The 16684-nt window shown below is 65.5% G+C and carries 19 protein-coding genes and 1 tRNA gene; 14 read left to right on the forward strand and 6 right to left on the reverse strand.

The features are described 5' to 3' along the window. Window positions 1-102 precede the first annotated feature (102 nt). A complete protein-coding gene (locus tag AB0I19_RS12725; RefSeq protein WP_357147925.1) occupies window positions 103-1251 on the reverse strand; it encodes a methyltransferase in 1149 nt (382 codons plus the stop codon). 231 nt (window positions 1252-1482) lie between these two features. Here AB0I19_RS12725 and AB0I19_RS12730 point away from each other — a divergent pair, with 231 nt between their 5' ends. From AB0I19_RS12730 to AB0I19_RS12770, 9 genes are all read left to right on the forward strand, one after another. Continuing rightward, window positions 1483-2061, forward strand: a complete 579-nt coding sequence (locus AB0I19_RS12730) for a hypothetical protein (protein WP_357147928.1) — start codon at window positions 1483-1485, stop codon at window positions 2059-2061. A gap of 62 nt (window positions 2062-2123) precedes the next feature. Beyond that, window positions 2124-2546: a DUF6153 family protein gene (locus AB0I19_RS12735; protein WP_357147931.1), complete on the forward strand. Its 423-nt coding sequence runs from the start codon at window positions 2124-2126 to the stop codon at window positions 2544-2546. A 61-nt stretch (window positions 2547-2607) separates the two neighbouring features. Beyond that, window positions 2608-3201: a DUF305 domain-containing protein gene (locus AB0I19_RS12740; RefSeq protein ID WP_357147934.1), complete on the forward strand. Its 594-nt coding sequence runs from the start codon at window positions 2608-2610 to the stop codon at window positions 3199-3201. Between the two features lie 118 nt (window positions 3202-3319). Continuing rightward, window positions 3320-3835, forward strand: a complete 516-nt coding sequence (locus AB0I19_RS12745; protein WP_357147937.1) for a hypothetical protein — start codon at window positions 3320-3322, stop codon at window positions 3833-3835. A 107-nt stretch (window positions 3836-3942) separates the two neighbouring features. Beyond that, window positions 3943-5226: a serine hydrolase gene (locus AB0I19_RS12750; protein WP_357147940.1), complete on the forward strand. Its 1284-nt coding sequence runs from the start codon at window positions 3943-3945 to the stop codon at window positions 5224-5226. 70 nt (window positions 5227-5296) lie between these two features. Beyond that, on the forward strand, window positions 5297-6022 hold the full coding sequence (locus AB0I19_RS12755; protein WP_357147943.1) for a GntR family transcriptional regulator: 726 nt from the start codon (window positions 5297-5299) through the stop codon (window positions 6020-6022). Window positions 6023-6083: 61 nt separating this feature from the next. Beyond that, window positions 6084-6356 (forward strand): hypothetical protein, encoded by a 273-nt coding sequence (locus tag AB0I19_RS12760; RefSeq protein WP_133733844.1) that lies wholly within the window; start codon window positions 6084-6086, stop codon window positions 6354-6356. 175 nt (window positions 6357-6531) lie between these two features. Continuing rightward, window positions 6532-6687, forward strand: coding sequence for a DUF6131 family protein (locus AB0I19_RS12765; protein WP_166655728.1), 156 nt, complete (start codon window positions 6532-6534; stop codon window positions 6685-6687). 29 nt (window positions 6688-6716) lie between these two features. Then, entirely contained in the window at window positions 6717-6926 is a 210-nt protein-coding gene (locus tag AB0I19_RS12770; protein WP_357147947.1) for a hypothetical protein, read from the forward strand. Between the two features lie 18 nt (window positions 6927-6944). On the opposite strand, the gene AB0I19_RS12775 is transcribed toward AB0I19_RS12770, so the two are convergent. Continuing rightward, the gene (locus tag AB0I19_RS12775; protein WP_181696640.1) at window positions 6945-7385 is read right to left on the reverse strand and encodes an SRPBCC family protein; all 441 of its coding nucleotides are present in this window, start codon (window positions 7383-7385) and stop codon (window positions 6945-6947) included. A 124-nt stretch (window positions 7386-7509) separates the two neighbouring features. Here AB0I19_RS12775 and AB0I19_RS12780 point away from each other — a divergent pair, with 124 nt between their 5' ends. From AB0I19_RS12780 to AB0I19_RS12790, 3 genes are all read left to right on the forward strand, one after another. After that, window positions 7510-8997, forward strand: coding sequence for an oligopeptide:H+ symporter (locus tag AB0I19_RS12780; protein ID WP_357147950.1), 1488 nt, complete (start codon window positions 7510-7512; stop codon window positions 8995-8997). 89 nt (window positions 8998-9086) lie between these two features. Next, entirely contained in the window at window positions 9087-10544 is a 1458-nt protein-coding gene (locus AB0I19_RS12785; RefSeq protein ID WP_357148589.1) for an amino acid permease, read from the forward strand. A gap of 117 nt (window positions 10545-10661) precedes the next feature. Then, window positions 10662-10735: transfer RNA gene (locus AB0I19_RS12790), tRNA-Leu, on the forward strand. 267 nt (window positions 10736-11002) lie between these two features. On the opposite strand, the gene AB0I19_RS12795 is transcribed toward AB0I19_RS12790, so the two are convergent. Beyond that, window positions 11003-11494, reverse strand: a complete 492-nt coding sequence (locus AB0I19_RS12795) for a hypothetical protein (protein WP_357147953.1) — start codon at window positions 11492-11494, stop codon at window positions 11003-11005. Window positions 11495-12004: 510 nt separating this feature from the next. Then, window positions 12005-12223 (reverse strand): hypothetical protein, encoded by a 219-nt coding sequence (locus AB0I19_RS12800; RefSeq protein WP_357147956.1) that lies wholly within the window; start codon window positions 12221-12223, stop codon window positions 12005-12007. A 243-nt stretch (window positions 12224-12466) separates the two neighbouring features. Here AB0I19_RS12800 and AB0I19_RS12805 point away from each other — a divergent pair, with 243 nt between their 5' ends. Beyond that, window positions 12467-13594, forward strand: coding sequence for a serine protease (locus tag AB0I19_RS12805; protein ID WP_357147959.1), 1128 nt, complete (start codon window positions 12467-12469; stop codon window positions 13592-13594). Between the two features lie 67 nt (window positions 13595-13661). Here the strand turns inward: AB0I19_RS12805 and AB0I19_RS12810 are convergent, their stop codons facing one another. Together AB0I19_RS12810 and AB0I19_RS12815 are read right to left on the reverse strand one after the other, a co-directional pair. Next, a complete protein-coding gene (locus tag AB0I19_RS12810; RefSeq protein WP_357147962.1) occupies window positions 13662-14915 on the reverse strand; it encodes an ATP-binding protein in 1254 nt (417 codons plus the stop codon). Window positions 14916-15071: 156 nt separating this feature from the next. Then, a complete protein-coding gene (locus AB0I19_RS12815; RefSeq protein WP_357147965.1) occupies window positions 15072-15647 on the reverse strand; it encodes a hypothetical protein in 576 nt (191 codons plus the stop codon). A gap of 166 nt (window positions 15648-15813) precedes the next feature. On the opposite strand from AB0I19_RS12815, the gene AB0I19_RS12820 reads away from it, so the two are divergent. Further along, window positions 15814-16653, forward strand: a complete 840-nt coding sequence (locus AB0I19_RS12820) for a P-loop NTPase fold protein (protein ID WP_357147968.1) — start codon at window positions 15814-15816, stop codon at window positions 16651-16653. The last annotated feature ends 31 nt before the right edge of the window (window positions 16654-16684 follow it).

Consider the following 16684-nt stretch of genomic DNA (forward strand, 5'->3'; position numbering starts at 1 on the left):
CCTGTTCAACGTGTCGCGAACGAACAAAGTTCCCGGCGGCGCGATCATTGACCGCATCACCGTCCGTTCGGACAAATCGGACTCTACCCCGTCGGAGCGCCCCTATCGTTGTACGTCGCGCAGGCCACGGACAGACCGCGTCACCGTGAATTTCTGGTTCCGGTCGATCACGTCGGTCCGCCCGACCATCCGTTCCACCACACCCCGATAGTTCAGGTGCGAGTTGTACACCGTCCACAGCTCGCCGCCGGGGCGGAGCACCCGGCCGGTCTCGGCGAACATCTTGATGGCCGAACCGGTGTGCACGGCCGCGCCCACATGGAACGGCGGATTGCACAGCACCAGGTCGGCGCTGTTGTCGGCGGCCGAGGACATCGCGTCGTCGCGCACCACCGTCACCCGGTCGTCGACACCGTTGGCGGCGGCGGTCGCGCGGGCCGAAGCGACAGCGGCACAGGACTGATCGGTGCCGACCACCCGGATCCGCGGACGCGATTTGGCCAGAGCCACCGCGAGAATGCCGGTGCCGCAACCGAGGTCGATGGCCTCGCGGGCGTCGGGCTTCATCCGGTCCAGATGTTCGAGCAGGAACCGGGTGCCGATGTCGAGGCGTGGGCCGGAGAACGCGGCACCGTAGGCGACCACGTCACCATCGATCTCGATGATGTTCTCGCGCACCGGGAATCGGGGTTCGCCGACGGGTAGCGGTTCGCTGACGACGAGCACCCGCGACTTCTGCCTGCCCCGACCCGCCCGCACCTGGCGGAACGTTTCGGCGAACACCTCGTTCATGGTCGGGGTGAGGTATTTGTCGCGGCCACCGGCGTAGACGACCACGTCGTCGGCGGCGTAGCGGGCGATGGCCTCGGCGATCTCGGCGAGCCCGGCAAGCATTTTCGGCAACCGCATCACGACCACGCGGGCGCCGGTGAGCAGGTCCGCGTCGAGCCCGTGCACGGTGAAGCGGTCGGCGAGACCGAGGTTCTTGGCGTTGCCCGCCAGGGCGAGTTCGCCGGTGAGCAGGTCCTGGTGCACCCGGATGCCGGTGTGTCCGTGCCGCACCGCGACCCCGAGGGTCAGCGCGCCGTAGGCGTCGCCGATCACCGCCACCTCGCCGCTGCCCGCGCCCGCGAGCGCGTCGGCGGCGGTATCGAGAATCAACCGATCCGCGGCGTCGACGGCATAGAGGTTCGGCGCCTCCACGTCCGGATACCGGCGCAGCCGGGTGAATACGTCCTCGACACTGTCCACGCGACAAGTGTGCTAGATCGTTGCCCCATCGTCACATCCGCCCCTGCCGCACATCGGAACCGGCGCCCACATATGCGCACCGAGCATGGAAAAGACTGACGGCGAACGGGATACAGCGATGCGCGCCGACCGCGCTGATCCTGCGGTGCACGCGCCCAGCAAACTCACAGCCTGGACACGCGCCCGGCTGATTCCCGCAACCCTCCAGTTCACCTGAGTACCATCGGTCACATGCGCAACGCCCCCGTGTTCGTGCTGATCGCCGCCGCGGCTCTTGTCCTGCCGAGCTGCGGTTCCGACGACGCGCCCGCCGCGACGCCCCCGACGACGACAACGAGCACCGCGAGCACCTTCGCCGACGCCACCGGTCCGCGCGACAACGCCGCGAAGTCGGGCGAGGCGAGCGACGGCGCCGCCCTCACCGTCACCGATGTCCGCCTCGGCCACCACCCCGGCTACGACCGGGTCGTCTACACCCTCGGCGGCACCGGCACCCCCGGCTGGCAGGTGGCCTACACCGACAACGCCGTGCAGGACGCCAGCGGCAAGGCCGTGAACGTGGCGGGCAGCTCGATCCTGGAGGTGCGCATCCTCGGGTCCGCCTACCCGTTCGACTCCCCCGTTCCCCCGTTCGCCGGGCCCGATCCGGTCACCGATCCCAGTACGCCGCGCATCACCGGCGTCTACAAGTCGGTGGTCTACGAAGGCGTCACCCAGTCGTTCATCGGGCTCGACGCCGACCGTCCCGGGTTCACCGTGAGCACCCTCGCCGACCCACCACGCCTCGTCGTCGACATCGCGAACGACTAGTTCTACCCCTACCACGTGCGGGTATTGCGGAGAGCCCCTGAGCACTGGTTAGACTCGTCGCCGTGACCGTCCAGCTGTCGTACGCGCGCCTCGTGAGGGCTTTCGCCGTCGTGCTGCTGCTGGCCGGAATCGTCGCCATGCACTCGGCGGTATTCGTCACCTCCGCACACGACACCTCCGCTCACGCGCACGGAAACGCCGCCCACACAGCCGTCGGTCCGGCTGTCGAAGCGGTCCCGGCGCAGAACGACTCGACGAAGGACCACGGCTGCGGCAGCGGCGGATGCACCGAACACGCGGCCGTCCACGGTTGCGTGTTCATCCTCGTCGCCTTGGCCATCGTGCTCGGCTGGATGCTGCTGACCAGGCTCACCGAGGACGCCGACGCCATCCGCCGGGCCGGCAGAACTTGGCGCGGCAGACGCGAACGACCACCTCCCTGGACCGTCCTTTCCCTTTCCCAACTGGCGATTCTGCGGATCTGACAGGTCGGCCCACGCGGCCCCTGTCCGACACCCCACACCCGAATTCCCAGGAGGATCACCCATGTCCATCACCCGTACCGTTCTCACCCTCGCCACTGTCGCCGTGGTCGCCGCCGGGTGCGGCGACGACTCGACCACGCACACCACCGACCACTCCTCGACCAGCGCGAGCACGACGAGCGCCACGGCCCGCACCGACTTCGACGATGCTGACGTGACCTTCCTGCAGATGATGTATCCGCATCACGCGCAGGCGGTCGAGATGTCGAAGATGGTGCCGAGCCGGACGCAGAACCAGCAGCTCATCGCGCTGGCCGCGCAGATCGAGCAGGCGCAGGCACCGGAGATGCGCCAGATCACCGATCTGCTGACCAGCTTCGGCAAGCCCGCACCGAGCGCCGAGGGCCACGGCGGCCACGGCATGCCCGGGATGATGACCGAGGAACAGATGAGCGCGCTGGAAGCGGCGAACGGCGCCGAGTTCGACCGGCAGTGGCTGCAGATGATGATCGAGCACCACCAGGGCGCGGTCGCCATGGCCCAGACCGAGCTGGCAGAGGGAACCAACCCGGAGGCGAAGCAGCTCGCCACCAAGATCGTCGCCGATCAGGAGGGTGAGATCGCGACCATGCGCGGCATGCTCGGACAGAACTGACCCGGGGTGGCGCCGCGCCGGACCGGCGTGGCGCCACCTGATCGTCCCGAAGCCAGTACGGTCGATGTGTTCGGCCACCGCGACGGTGGCCGACGCTCCGGCGAGGGAGGAGAGACAGATGCTGGTACGGGAACGAATGGGGCTCGGCACCGCGCTGGTTGTCGTAGCGGGTGCGCTCACGCTGGCCGCCTGCACCAATCAGGTACCCGGTACCGCCGAGGCCAACCTCACCGATCTCGCCTCCTACACCTCCGAAGTCGCGGCCTCCTCGACCGCGAAGGTGAAGGCGGCCAACGACTCGGCCTGCGACGGGCTGCGCGCGGCCAACAAGAGCTCGGTCGCCTCGTTCAACGCCTATATCGAGGCGAGCAACAACCGGGCCCCCGACACCGACACCAAGGCCAACGAAGCGGTTCCGGTGCTGCGCAACAACGCCAAGGACCTCGATCGCAAGGTCACCACCGATGTCATCGCCGAGCTGGCCGACCCGCTGCGCACCTACCGCGACAAGACCAACCTGCTCGCCGACACCCTCGAGCGCCGTGCGCCCACCGACGAACTCAACGGTGTGATCGATCAGTTCAACGCGTCCAAGGACGCGGCGATCGAGGTCTGCAAGCCCTACGGCCGCTAGCCACGTAACAGGAACATCACCGTTCGCGATTGCCCCTCCGAGACCAGCCATCGGAGGATTGCGTGCGTGGGTTCCTGAAATACAGTGCGGCGATTGCGGTTACCGCATTGTCGCTGACTTCGGCGGCACTGCTGCCCGTCGCGGCGGCCGACCCACCGGCCGCGCGACACTGCGAGGTCAGCTCCGGACGCACACCGCAGGCGGCGTCTCCCGCCGAGGTCGCCCTCGACCCCGATCGGGTCGCCGAGGCCATGCGCCTGGCCGTCGACCCCACCCGCTTCAACATTCAGCTCTACCGCAACAACTGCCTGGTGGCGGCGGGCCCACGCAACGCCGAATCCGGTGGGGTGCCGTGGAATCTGTGGAGCGGGACCAAGAGCGTCGTCGCGCTGATCGCGGGTGCGGCGGTCGACGAGGGCCGCCTCGACGTCGACGCGCCGATCGGCCGCTACCTGCCCGAGGGGCTCGGCGACGAAGGGCACCGCGCGATCACCGTGCGCAACCTGCTCACCGAGTCCTCCGGGATGGAGGTGGCCATCGCCGCCGAGGGCGCGACGGGGCTGGCCCAGCTGGACCCGAACGTCGTCGCCCAGGCGCTCGCGATGCCGATCGAACGCCCGCAGGGCACCCAGTTCCGCTACAGCCAGCGCGCGGTCGATCTGCTCGTCTACGTCATCGCGCAGGCCGTCGGCGAGGATTTCCAGGACTTCGCCCAGCGAAAGCTGTTCGACCCGTTGGGCATCGAACGCGCCGACTACTACTGGGCCCGCGATCGCGCCGGAAACACCTACGGCCACGCGCATCTGCTGCTCCCGCCGGACGACTTCGCGAAACTCGGTCTGCTCGTGGGCAATCGGGGCCGATGGAACGAGCAGCAGGTGATCTCGGACGCCTACCTGCGCGAGGCGTTGTCGCCGTCGCGGGCCATGCCCTGTTATGGCTTCCTGTTCGTCGTCAACGGCGCGCCCTGCCGCCTCGAATTCCCCGGCCTGCCCGATGATGCCGTGAAGATGTCGGGAATGCTGCGCAACGACAGCTATATCGTGCCGAGCCTCGGACTCGTACTGAACTGGACCGGCGTCGCCACCCCCGGAATCTCGACGACCTACACCCATGACGTGATGCGCAAGCTGGTCTCGTCGTTCCGCGACGTCGCGGTGCCGGATCCGGGACCGTATCGGGAGAAGCCGGACGTGAGCGTCACCGATCCGATGATCGCCCGGCCCGACCCGGTGTTCGGCACCTTCGGCCTCGGCCCCTACGCCTATCCGGGCTGCGGTTTCGTCGAATGCCTCGGCGAGACACCGAAAGCCCCGTTCGCCGACACCCCGCCGGGGTGCGTGGTGCTCGGCTGCATCGGCCCCGACCCGCGCACCCCCGGCATCCGCTGACGGCTGGCGTATCCTCGACAACGACCGGACAGGACCAGTAGGGACCGGTTCGTCGAGAGGAGCCAGCCCCATGCCAGCACCGCTGCGAGACAGCGCAGTGCCCAAGCATGAACAGTTGCGCGCGATCCTGCTGCAGAAGTGCACGCGCGAACTCCAGCCCGGCGATCTGCTCACCAGCGAGCGAAACCTGATGCAGGACTACGGCGTCAGCCGGATCACCGTGCGCGAGGCGGTCGGTCAGCTGGTGAACGAAGGCTATCTGGTCCGGGTGCGCGGCAAGGGCACGTTCGTCGCCCACCGACCGGTGCAGTCGCGGTTGCATCTGGCCTCCTTCACCGAGGAGATGCGCGCCCTCGGCCATCAGCCGAGCACCCTGGTGCTGGTCGCCGAGGAGGCCACCGCGCCCGAGCCGACGGCCCGCGCCCTACGGCTGCCGCAGGGTGCGCGCGCCTACCACGTGCGCCGCTTGCGCCTGGCCGACGACGACGCGGTGAGCGTCGACGACGCGTGGTTCAACCCCGAACTCGTCCCCGACCTCATCGCCCACGACCTCACCGGTTCGCTGTATCGCCTCGCCGCCGACCGCTACGGCAGGCCGATCGAACGCGCCGAGCAGACCGTCGACGCCCAAGCCGCCGATACCGGGATCGCCGCACTGCTCGGCGTCCGCAAGGGCGCACCCGTTCTGCATTTCGACCGGGTGTCGTTCAGCACCGACATGCCGATCGAGCACACCCACAGCTGGTACCGCTCCGATCGATACCGCGTGCAGATGGAAGTCGGAAGAAGCTCCTGAAACACTCGTATTTCAGATACCGTATGGGCGCTATCACAGTGAAGTGCTCGGAGGTATCACCGTGTCCCTGTCCCCCACCCTCACCCGCGCGGGCGTTCTGACCGCGCTCGCCGCCACCGCCTTGCTCACCGCGGGCGGCACCGCCAACGCCGTCGGCAGCGCCGATTGGGATCTGCTCCCGTCCGGCTCGGTGGTGATCGGCCCGCCGACCGGCAGCGCGGGCTCGGTCGACATCGGCCTGCCGACCGGTTCGGTCGACGCCGACTTCGGCTCGAGCGCACCCACCCCGCCCCCGCCCTCGGGCTCGGCCGTAATGCCGGGCTCCGCAGGCTGATTCGCGTGGCGCGTCATCTCGGAAAGGTGACGCGCCGCACTCGGAACGGCACCGATCGCGCCGCGAATCCGTTCCGGCGCAACCGAAGCTGTTTCCTCTTCACCGAACCGGGCATACGCCCCACGAGACGCGCCACCCGGTGCGTCCGATCGTTACCCGAACAGGTGAGCTTCACATGATTCTTCTCGGTGCAATTCTTCTCATCGCCGGCCTCGTCTTCGGCATCCCGATTCTCAACACCGTTGGTGTGATCGTGCTCGTCATCGGCCTCGCGCTACTCATCGCGGGCAGCATCGGGCGTCCGGTCGCCGGTCGCAGGCACTACTACTGAGCTGGGCCTGCCATCGGAAAGGACACATCATGACGAATACGCCGCGCATCGTTTCGATCGTTGTGCTGGTCTGGTTACTGATCGGTGTCCTTGCCGCAGGTCAACGCGGCTACTACACCGAGCGCGACCAGAACTGCGCTTCGTTGGGCACCATCGTGGTCACGATGATCGCGGGCCCGCTCAACTACATGGGCGTCAACCCGAAGGTCGACGACTGCGAACTCCCGCAACCCAGCTAGCCCGAATCCGCGCGCGAGCTACCGTGCTCGCGCGCGGATCAAGGCTGCCAATCGCTCCAGCGATTCCTGATTGCGCGCGGCGAAGGCCACATCCTGGGCGAGCCCGGGGATCAAGCTGGCCGGACCGCGCGCGGCACGTTCGGTCATCCGGATCGTCGTGCGCCCCGGCTCGGCCTCGGCGAGGGTGATCCGGATCCAGGCCGACCCGATCGACCACAGTCGCGCCTCCAATTCCAGCCGGTGCGGCGGCTCGACCGTGCGCACCTCGGTGGTGTCGCCGATCAGGACCGGCCACAGACCGAAGCGGTAGTGGATACGGCTGCCGACGGCGGGCCATTCGGGGTCGACTTCGCGGATGTGCGAGGCACCGACCACCCAGCTGGCGTAGAGCCAGCCGTCGGACAGCGTCGCGAACGCGACCTCGCACGCCACCGGCACGGTCACCTGGGCAGTCAGCACCAGACCAGCGTAATTCCCGTCCGCCCGGTCGGCGCGGCGACGCGGGCCACGGCCCGCGGCACGCCGAAGCAAGACAGATGCGGGAAAATTGCTGTACATCGTTTCGACGTGGGATCGTTCCTCTATGTCCACGCAACACACCCGGCTCGGCGACCAGCCAGGGCCCGCCGATCCGGCGCTCGAACGCACCCTGTTCGGGCATCCGATCGGGTTGACGAATCTGTTCGGCGTCGAGCTGTGGGAGCGTTTCTCCTTCTACGGCATGCTGACGATCCTCGGCTACTACCTGTACTACACCGCCGCGGACGGCGGACTCGGGATCGCGCAGAGCACGGCGCTCGGCATCGTCGGCGCCTACGGCGGATTGGTATACCTCTCCACGGTCCTCGGCGGGTGGATTGCCGACCGGGTGCTGGGCATGGAACGCACCGTGTTCTACGGCGGTGTCGTGGTGATGGCGGGCCATCTCGCGCTGGCCGTGTTGCCCGGATTAGCCGGTGTCGGTGTGGGTTTGGTGCTCGTGGCACTCGGCAGCGGCGCGTTGAAGGCCAACGCCTCCTCGCTGCTCGGCACCCTCTACGCGCCCTCGGACGCGCGCGTGGACGGCGGCTTCACCCTCTTCTATCTCGGCATCAATATCGGTGCCTTCACCGGTCCGCTGCTCACGGGTCTGCTGCAGCGCGAATGGGGATTCCACGTCGGCTTCGGTGCGGCCGCGGTCGGCATGGCGCTCGGGCTGACCCAGTACGTGATCTTCCGGCGCAACCTCGGCACGCATGGGCGTGAGGTCCCCAACCCGGTGACCCGCGCCGAACTGCGGCCGGTGCTGACCGGCGTGGCCGTTGCCGCCGTGGCAGCGGGCGTGGCGATCTGGGCCGGGTGGATCACCCTCGACAATCTCTCCGATATCACCACCGGCGTCATCGTTGTCGCGTCCATCGCGTATTTCACGGTGATGCTGACCAGTGCCAAGGTAGAGCCGGTCGAACGCACCCGGGTGGTGGCGTTCATCCCGCTGTTCCTGGCCAACGCGGTGTTCTGGTCGCTGTTCCAGCAGATGTTCACCATGCTCGCGGTGTACTCCGACGAGCGTGTCGACTGGCGCATCTTCGGCTGGGAGGCACCGGCCAGCTGGATCGGCTCGGTGGAACCGGTGTGGATCATCGCGCTCTCGCCGCTGTTCGCGCTGCTGTGGACCAAGCTCGGCAACCGGGCGCCGACCACGCCGATCAAGTTCGCGCTCGGTGTCATCGGCATGGGTATCGCGTTCTGGTTGTTCGCGCTGCTGTCGGGCTTCGAGGGCAGAACCGTTCCGGTGCTCGCCGTGTTCGCCATCCTCGGCGGTTTCGCGGTCTCGGAACTGCTGCTGTCGCCGATCGGCCTCGCGGTGACAACACACCTCGCGCCCGCCGCATTCCGCTCTCAGATGATGGCGCTGTACTTCTTCTCGGTCGGCATCGGCACGTCGATGGCGGGCACGCTGGCCCGCTATTACAGCCCTGACAGCGAAGGCATGTACTTCGGCATCAGCGGTGCGGCCGCCATCGCGGCCGGACTCGTCGTCGTGGCCTGCGCGCCGTGGATCAAACGGCACATGCAGGGTGTGCACTGACCCGCCGGGGTAACTCTTCTCACAACGTTCGCATGCAGAAGGAGAACAACGTGCCGACACCGGCAGAGACACCGAGCCGATGGGGCGGCATGTTCCGCACCAAGTCGGTCGAGCAGTCGATCCTCGACACCGATGAACCCGACTCCAAACTCCGCAAAGACCTCACGGCCTGGGATCTCACGATCTTCGGTGTCGCCGTCGTCGTCGGCGCGGGCATCTTCACCCTCACCGCGCGCACCGCGGGCAATGTCGCCGGACCGTCGGTGTCGCTGGCGTTCGTGTTCGCCGCCATCGCCTGCGGTCTCACCGCGGTCTGTTACGCCGAGTTCGCCTCGACCGTTCCGGTGGCGGGCAGCGCCTACACCTACTCCTATGCCACCTTCGGTGAGCTGGTCGCCTGGATCATCGGCTGGGATCTGATCCTGGAATTCGCGCTCGCCGCGTCGGTGGTGGCCAAGGGTTGGTCGCAATACCTCGGCACTGTCTTCGGATTCGAGTCGGCCACGGTGAAATTGGGCTCGATCACCTTCGACTGGGGCGCGGTGACGCTGCTGATCGTGCTCGGCGTGCTGCTCGCGGTGGGCACCAAGGTGTCCTCGCGGGTGTCGGCGATCGCGGTGGCCATCAAGCTCGGTGTGATCGCCCTGGTGCTCGTCCTCGGCATCACCTACTTCAAGGCCTCGAACCTGAGCCCCTACATCCCGCCGTCGCAGCCCGCCGACGACGGCGCGAGCGGCCTGCACCAGTCGCTGTTCTCGTTCGTCACCGGCGCCGGTGACAGCAGCTTCGGCTGGTACGGCCTGCTCGCCGCGGCCAGCCTGGTGTTCTTCGCGTTCATCGGTTTCGACGTCGTCGCCACCGCCGCCGAGGAGACCAAGAACCCGCAGAAGGCGGTGCCGCGCGGCATCCTCGGTTCGCTACTCATCGTCACCGTGCTCTACGTGGCCGTCACCCTCGTGCTCACCGGCATGGTGCCCTACACCGAGCTCGCCGGCGAGAACGCCACGCTGGCAACGGCATTCGCCATCCACGGCGTCGACTGGGCCAAGACCGTCATCTCCATCGGCGCCCTGGCCGGCCTCACCACCGTGGTGATGGTGCTGTTCCTCGGCCAGACCCGCGTGCTGTTCGCCATGGCCCGCGACGGCCTGCTGCCCCGCTGGCTGGCCCACACCGGCAAGCGCGGCACCCCCGTGCGCCTGACCGTCATCGTCGGCATCGTCTGCTGCGTGCTCGCCGGTTTCGTCGAATTCGGCACGCTCGAGGAAATGGTCAACATCGGCACCCTGTTCGCCTTCGTGCTGGTGTCGGTCGGCGTCCTCATCCTGCGCCGCACCCGCCCCGACCTGCCCCGCGGCTTCCGCGTCCCGCTCGTACCCCTCATCCCGATCCTGGCCGTCGCGGCCTGCCTGTGGCTGATGGTGAACCTGTCGGTGGAAACCTGGCTTCGCTTCCTGGTCTGGATGCTGCTCGGCTTCGTGATCTACTTCGCCTACAGCCGTCACCACTCCCTGCTCGGCAAGAAGGAGGCGTTGGCCAAAGACTGACCAGCGACGATAGCTCCCCGGCCCGGATCGGCGCGCTCCCCCGCGACACGCCGATCCGACCGGGTCTACCGCCAAAATTCCGGTACACCCGTACGAGTCGCTAGGCTGTCGGCGGACGCCCCTATAGCCCAATTGGCAGAGGCAGCGGACTTAAAATCCGTCGAGTCTGGGTTCGAGTCCCAGTGGGGGCACTGAAATGCCAGGTCAAGCCCGGTCTACGGGCTAGAACCGGCAAAAACTGCGGGCTGTAACCAAAAATACGCCAAGATTTCCGCGCCGAACGATGTCATCGCTACTCGCTTCTCCTCCACCGTTGTCCGGTTGGCTCCAAGGACAGGCAATGCGGCGGCGAGCAGGCTAGCCAAGGTTGTCACCGAGGGAGGCGTTCCGTGTTCGTTCGGCGTCTTGGCTCTTTACCTGATCCGGCGTTAGTTGCGGTCGGCTCGGCGGGATCGGAGCTACGGTTCGGCGGCGGCTGACTGCCTAGCCTTCCGACTCGCACTTCCCTGTGCAGCACGTTCCCGCAACAACGCCGCTCGCTTACTCAGCTGGTTCGAGGTGGCAACCAGCGCTGCACCTTGCTCCTCCGTCAACGGCTCGAACTCCTCCCGCGCTGATTTGAGGATCCATTGATCACCGCTGGCCCGGGTGGGATCGAGGATGAATACCGCATGCGCAAACTTGTTGCGTTCGTTGCGGACTAGGACCGCTTCGTCGAGGAGTGCCGAAACCTCGGACGCCAGGGCAGCATCCATCTCAGGCAAAGCCGCCCGACAAAGCCGCAACGCCGCTCCAGGAGCACCGTCGACGTCAGACCAGTTCTCTGTCCACGGCTTCCCGTGCTTCCATGCCCAGCCGATCATGCCGATCTGAACTTCGAGCATTGAGCACGCGCTCATCACTCGTCCGAGCCATAGGTAATGATCGGGAGGGGGCGTGGGGATCAACATGATTGGCTCTTCTCATCCGACGGTGCAACCAACCATGCCCACTGCCGTGTGAGAGGGCAATCGGATTACGCAGAGCACCTGGGTGGAACGCACCTGTCGATCGGAGGCAGGATCGGCCGATGGTTGACGGTAGGGCTCGACGGAACCACTCAGCCAGTGCGCCGGTCGTCAAACTCACCGCTGCCTTAAATTGGCTTGGGCCGAGTTAAGACTCGGCCAGGCCCAGCTCATGGCGTGAACAAGTACGCCGACAGCGACCACGAGCCGGATTCCCTGCGGTGATCTCAGTCTGCTGTCCGAGCCCGAACTTCATGTCAGTACGTCGTGACATGCTTGCCGCCAGCCCTTTTCGCAACGGCGCACCGAATGCGCCAGATACGGACAGGAAAAGCCACCGCCATGGTCCATGGCGCGCGGGGGTACCCGTCCCCTCTGACACCGACTCTGACCGCTCGCCTGCCAAACCCTTTCAGTTCCAGGCAGTGTCGAGTTAGCGCCACCCTCGGCGGTTCATTTGTTCGAAGTAGGCATCGTCGGCAGCCTGGACTTCACGACGATGTTGCGCAGGGAATCCTGCTTCGAGCTGGTCTTCTTCCTGATGTCGACCAGAGCTGCGTCGATGTCGTGTTTGTGGGTCACGGAAGGTCCCTGAACTCCGCCGCCAAGCTGCACGGCTTCGCCGAGCTTGCCCGCGACCAGAACCAGTTCCAGCACCCCGCGGCGAGCCATGACGGTGAATTGTCAACTGGCACTTGTTGCACGCTCGCAAAAGGCGAGCGTGCAACGGCCAGTGGCCACCTACCCGAGCGGCACCGGTGCACTTGCCTGCGCTGCGCTTGCCTGGTCAGCGGCGGCATCCCGCCCACCGAGGGTTTGCCCTTTCCGCTTCGGGCCGGAGTCGAGACTGTGCTCGTCGCCGTCTGAACCGCTTCGACGATTCCTACGAGTCGCGTGGTCTAGCATGACGCGATCATGGCAAGCACAGATTCCCCGTCGGTGCGCCCGTCGCTCGACGCCAGCGCCTTCGACACGTTTCGGCCACGCAACGAGGTCCCTGCCGCTGCGCGAGCACTCCTCGATGACAACATGTTTCGCTACTCCCGGCGACTCTTCATCGCCATAAACGCTGACCAGTTCTTCGGACTCGACAGAACACAGGAACACGCCGACCTGGCCGACGCGCCCTTCGCATCCGACATCTATCACCCTTGGACTGTCCGGCACTTCCTGACCTACCTGAGGAAGATCGAAGGCTCCGTTGCGCTACCCGAGGTCAGTCGCGTGCTGGGGGCGATGGAGCGAGCCGGGCTGCTTGTGTCAGAGGGTCATCTAGCCGGCGACTCGCTAGGCGGGCAGGTCTATTTCGCAGCCAAAGGAGCCCCATCCCAGCGGCGGCAGGGGTCCATCATGTGGCTAGCTGAGGCTTTTGGGGCTGAACTCATCACTTCGAGTTACAATCCGGTTACCGTCCAAATCGTCGGGACTTCAACTACGCCCGGTGGCGCAGATCAACTGTGGGGCACCGGGCTTACACTTGACGAGACCCACGTCGTCACAAACAGACACGTCATCGAGCGCATGGACCGTGACATCTCGGTGGTGTGGCATGGAGTGTCCGGCGAGGAGTCCCGCGTCGCTCACGTTCGCGGTATGCACCCAACTTTGGACGTTGCAGTTCTCGAAGTAATACCGGTCCCAGACCGAGGCGGACTGGATTACCTCCCGGGTATGGTATTCCGAGACCCCGCATGGTCCGATGAAACCTACGTCTTCGGCTATCCACGGGTCCCGATGACCGCCGAGATGGCGATCACCGTGCAGCGGGGGGAAGTCGTCAACCCGCATACGCCGTCGATGCCCGGTCGTACCCCGATCTTCCTGTTCTCAGCCATTGCCCGGCCGGGGAATAGCGGCGGTCCTATCGTCGCCTCAGACGGCCGAGTGATTGGCCTCGTCGTAGAGGACTCGGCGGACACAACCTCGTCTGAGGGTGCGCCGAACGCAGCGCCGTTCTTCCGCGGTCTCCCATCCTCGGAAGTCCTGCGCGCGTTGGACGATCTCGGGTTCGGGAAGCTAGCCAAGTTTGAAACCTGGCAATGACTGTCTCAATCCGATGTGCGGGCTCGCCGTCGCATTTACGCCTGACAGACGCAAGATCGCGTTCCTGCTACTCCAACTCGCCAGGTTCGGGACGTCGGATCACCCGGAGGCGGTTGATACCGCCCTGATTAACGCAGTCTCGAGCGAGTTCATTGATGCGCCAGAGGAAGTCGTCCCCGCCCCCCAGTGCGCTAACAGTGGCATCGACCGGAGAGTAACGGTGCAGCTGAGAATATTCGTCACGCATTCTGCCTAGGAAGTCGTCAGCGAAGATCGTCAGGGGTTGTTCGCCCGTCCACTCGATCCCGATACGGAGGTCGTACTCGTCGTGGCCGGTCATCGCGGCAGCGACGCGGATGAGCGCCATGAGATCGGCAACACCGCATTCAATCGCGGCTGAATCGACTTGATGTCCCTCGTTGTGGCCACCGCCCTCCTCCTTCTTTAGCCCGCCGACAGTCGCAGCCACGGTGACCGTTCCTTCGTGATGGACGGCGACCCCCGCCTCGCTCCCCGAACCCTGTCTGCTGAAAGGATCACACGGGGCAACCCATCGACGGAGGCCAGGGCGCAGATCGTGACGGTTCACGCTGTCAATTGGGTGGATTCCTCTGTTGACCGTGTAGTGCATCGCCACGTCCCAGGCAAAGCCGAGAAGCTTCCGCGCTTGAGCACGGGCCAGGCGCTCCTTGAACTTGGGAACACGCGGACGACCAACCGCGATCAGCCACGCGCGTTCCTCACTATCGCGCCCGCGCGCTGCTTCCACGTATAGCTTGTCGAGTGCTTCGGCAGCATGCCGTCGCTCATCGAACCGCGCTCGATACCTCGCCTCGATCTGACGTTCTTTCATCCAGACCGTGTCCGAATTGTTGCGAATCGGCGCGCCGAAGTATTCGTTTCGGTAGATCAGATGTGGGCCGTCGACGCTGGCCGGGATCTCGACCGCAACAGCACGCTGGTCGACGGAACCGAATCGGTGCACGACCAGGCCGAACACCGGCGGAGCAATGGCAGTCATCGCAGCGCTTCGAAGACTCCGCTCGTACACCTCGTCGAACTCACCGACATCGACGCGCTCGACTGCGCACTTCTGCGACTCACGTACACCGTAGACAATCAGCCCGCCCCCAGTGTTAGCCATCGCGGCAATATCCTTGGGGAAGTCCGTCTGCGGCAGCCCCTTCGCAGCTGGCAAGGCCGACTTCCAGTCCAGATCGTCTGTCTCCGCAACCCCGATAGCCACTGCTTCATCGAGCAGCTTGTCTGTCAGCGGACCCGGAGCAGCACCTAGAATCCGGTGCAGCGCAGTGAAGCTCATATGTAGAGCGTAGGAGAACACGCGGAACTTGCAGGCGGAATTCCGCACCTGCCTCTTTACGCGGGCACAGCGCCGTCGGGCACCAACTCGGCGACAGCAGGGCATGACCGCATGGATGCGGAGGCATGCGCGGACGTGCGCGTCGATCCGTCGCCATTACTCGGCGTGTTCCCGCGTCTCCTCGATCACCGCGTCCACGCAGCGCTGCAGCACGATCATATCGAGCGTGAAAACCTCATCGAGATCGACTTCCGCTGGGTTATCGATCGTCGTGTACAGCATGATGCCAGCCCAAAACCGCTTGATGGCCTTCAAGATCTCCACTGCCTCGACAAACAGATCGGAATCGAGCCGCTCGTCCGGATCGACGATGTACTTGATGAGTTCATGGGTGACCGCGTGCCGATGGACGTAGATATCGTTCAGCCGATCCGCCTGCGCCATGGTGATGGCTTCGGACTTGACCAGCCAGAGCAGCGAGGCCCGAAACTTGTTCTTCGGTGCCAGATCCAGCACTTTGCGGCGGTAGGCGTCCTCGTTGACGATGCTGCGACCGGATTCATCGCAGCCCGTACAGTAGAATTCCCGAACCTCGTCAAGCACAACCAGTTTCAGCTGCTCATGGATCATCTGAAGCAGGCTGGCGAACATCAAGGCGAAACGGATGCTCTCTGGCCGCAGCTTGGCTTCGAGTGCCCGCTTATATCCCTCCGGATCATCGGCTAATCGCACTGCATCAGTGTGCCGAAGCTGGCGGTGATCGGCATCAGAATTTCGGTGTGCCCCGCCACTGGAAGCCCTTGATCAGCTACGTGTTCGCGAACAGCACGTCTTCACCACATCCTCACGGATCCGACCCTGGATGCCGTGCAGCCGTTGCCAGTACGATCCTGGGCCTATGAGCTCCGAGCGGTCTGTGCCCGACAACGGCAGCGATGCAGCGATCGAATCCATGGCCGACGATCGCCTAGCGCGTGCTGTGTTCGCGAACCGGATCGCACAGCGCATCGCGAGAACAGGAACCGGACCCAGTATCGTGTTCGGCCTCGCCGGGCCATGGGGCAGCGGCAAGACCTCGATGCTGCGCATGATCGAGGAAGCGCTCAAGAACATCTCAGCCGAGACCGACGCTCGTCGCTGGACAGTTGCGCACTTCACCCCATGGGCAGCATCGGATATCGATTCCCTCATCATCGAGTTCTACACCGCAGTCGCGTCCGCCCTTCCAAGAGAAGCGACCAGGGCAAAGGAACTGCTGAAGGCGGCAGCACCCGCTGCAACCGCAGTCGGCAAGGCCCTGTTGGCCGCTGGCGTAAACAAGATCCTCCCTAACGGATATGAATCCGCAGTGCAGGCAGCCACTGACGCGGTGGGCGACAAGCTTGGCACGGTCGGCGTGCCTGACGACCCGTTCCAGGATAGATTCGACAAAATCTCCGAGGCCATCGAGAAGGCCGGCACGAGGGTGCTCGTCGTTGTGGACGACCTCGATCGCCTGCATACTGACGAGCTCTTGGCAGTCATGAAGGCGGTGCGACTGCTCGGGCGATTCCCGAACGTGCACTACCTGCTCTCCTACGACAAGACCACGGTGATCGACCTGCTCACCTCCTCAGACCTGGCACGCGACAACCGCGACCGCGCCCACCGATACCTCGAGAAGATCGTCCAATACCCGTTCCTGCTTCCCCGATCCAACGCATCCATATCGAGTCCGAACTGCACGACGGACTGCTGACAGTTGCAGCAAACCTCGGCCTCGACGCCGA

Origin of the sequence: Nocardia sp. NPDC050413, assembly GCF_040655475.1 — a bacterium.
Lineage (GTDB): Bacteria > Actinomycetota > Actinomycetes > Mycobacteriales > Mycobacteriaceae > Nocardia > Nocardia coubleae.

Bases quoted from the DNA above. Each gene is read 5' to 3' on its own strand.
- AB0I19_RS12780 (WP_357147950.1), top strand. From the start codon at position 7,510: ATGTCCACGCAACACACCCGGCTCGGCGACCAGCCAGGGCCCGCCGAT.
- AB0I19_RS12765 (WP_166655728.1), top strand. From the start codon at position 6,532: ATGATTCTTCTCGGTGCAATTCTTCTCATCGCCGGCCTCGTCTTCGGC.
- AB0I19_RS12740 (WP_357147934.1), top strand. From the start codon at position 2,608: ATGTCCATCACCCGTACCGTTCTCACCCTCGCCACTGTCGCCGTGGTC.
- AB0I19_RS12810 (WP_357147962.1), bottom strand. From the start codon at position 14,915: ATGAGCTTCACTGCGCTGCACCGGATTCTAGGTGCTGCTCCGGGTCCG.
- AB0I19_RS12755 (WP_357147943.1), top strand. From the start codon at position 5,297: ATGCCAGCACCGCTGCGAGACAGCGCAGTGCCCAAGCATGAACAGTTG.
- AB0I19_RS12795 (WP_357147953.1), bottom strand. From the start codon at position 11,494: ATGTTGATCCCCACGCCCCCTCCCGATCATTACCTATGGCTCGGACGA.
- AB0I19_RS12745 (WP_357147937.1), top strand. From the start codon at position 3,320: ATGCTGGTACGGGAACGAATGGGGCTCGGCACCGCGCTGGTTGTCGTA.
- AB0I19_RS12820 (WP_357147968.1), top strand. From the start codon at position 15,814: ATGAGCTCCGAGCGGTCTGTGCCCGACAACGGCAGCGATGCAGCGATC.
- AB0I19_RS12730 (WP_357147928.1), top strand. From the start codon at position 1,483: ATGCGCAACGCCCCCGTGTTCGTGCTGATCGCCGCCGCGGCTCTTGTC.
- AB0I19_RS12770 (WP_357147947.1), top strand. From the start codon at position 6,717: ATGACGAATACGCCGCGCATCGTTTCGATCGTTGTGCTGGTCTGGTTA.
- AB0I19_RS12805 (WP_357147959.1), top strand. From the start codon at position 12,467: ATGGCAAGCACAGATTCCCCGTCGGTGCGCCCGTCGCTCGACGCCAGC.
- AB0I19_RS12785 (WP_357148589.1), top strand. From the start codon at position 9,087: ATGTTCCGCACCAAGTCGGTCGAGCAGTCGATCCTCGACACCGATGAA.
- AB0I19_RS12800 (WP_357147956.1), bottom strand. From the start codon at position 12,223: ATGGCTCGCCGCGGGGTGCTGGAACTGGTTCTGGTCGCGGGCAAGCTC.